The following is a 1246-nucleotide window of genomic DNA, read 5'->3' on the forward strand; positions in this document are numbered from 1 at the left end:
TCCAATTGTGGTCACCGAGTCAGGAATAACAATCTCCTTTCTTACTCCACCATAGGAAATTATTATCTTTTTGTTATCAGTGCCATCATCATTACGAGCAAAAATAAAACCATCTGATGGGACATTGTTAACTATTGATATTGCATTTTTATTAAATGCCCGCTCCCCAATGGAGGTCACTGAATCAGGAATAGTAACGCTGGTGAGCTGGTTGTCAGAAAATGCCCGCTCCCCAATGGAGGTCACTGAATCGGGAATAGTAACGCTGGTGAGCTGGTTGTCATGAAATGCCTCGTACTCAATAGCTGTCACCGAATCTGAGATAGTCACGCTGGTGAGATTATTTTTAGCGAACGCCCGCTCCCCAATGGAGGTCACCGAATCAGGAATAGTAACTCTGGTGAGCTGACTTTCAGCAAACATCCAACTATCAATAGTAATCACCGAATCTGGTATAGCAATCTCTTTTCTTGCTCCACCATAGGAAATTATGATCTTTTTGTTTTCAGTGCCATCATCATTACGAGCAAAAATAATACCATCTGATGGGACATTGTTAACTATTGATATTGCATTTTTATTAAATGCCCGCTCCCCAATCGAGGTCACTGAATCAGGAATAGTAACGCTGGTGAGATTATTTTCAGCGAACGCCCGCTCCCCAATGGAGGTCACCGAATCTGGTATAACCACATTAGTGAGTTTATTGTTTTCAAACGCCTGTCTTCCAATTATAGTAACCGATTTTGGGATGACCACGCTGGTGAGCTGCTTGTCATAAAATGTCCCCCCATTAATAAGTTCGACCGAATCTGGGATGACGACATCTGTGTCGTTACCGTTGTAGCCAATAAGTATTGACTTGTCATCTGAACCATCACGATTTTTGGCATATTGCAACCCTTCCGTTGCTCGTTCACAGCCAGTAAGAAAGGCTAAACAGAGTAAAGTGCCAAGAATTTGGGCTGTTGCTTTCATGAGCCTTGTTCTTGATAATGTCATGGCTGTTCCCGTATTTTATTAAGACCGTCAAATACCCTCTACCAACGCATAAAAGCGTTCACAGGTAGTCAGCTTTATTTTGAGATAAACGTAAGGTAGCAATACTTTCCGCAGTTAGTCCACTTCCAACAAGTTGTTTAGCTAGTTTCGCTACTAAAACGGACGCTTTGACAAGCAAAACATACATATAAAAGGCCCAAATCGTGAAAGTTTCATTCTACTAAATGACTTTTTGTAGGGTAAA

1 protein-coding gene is annotated in these 1246 nt (G+C 41.5%); it reads right to left on the bottom strand.

Annotated elements, in window-relative coordinates; translation table 11 throughout:
* On the bottom strand, window positions 1–978 hold a 978-nt coding region (locus R7M72_RS25040; protein ID WP_318056450.1), incomplete at its 3' end, for a leucine-rich repeat domain-containing protein.
* Window positions 979–1246: the final 268 nt, after the last annotated feature.

It is taken from the genome of Vibrio sp. YT-18 (assembly GCF_033337345.1).
Classification (GTDB): domain Bacteria; phylum Pseudomonadota; class Gammaproteobacteria; order Enterobacterales; family Vibrionaceae; genus Vibrio; species Vibrio alginolyticus.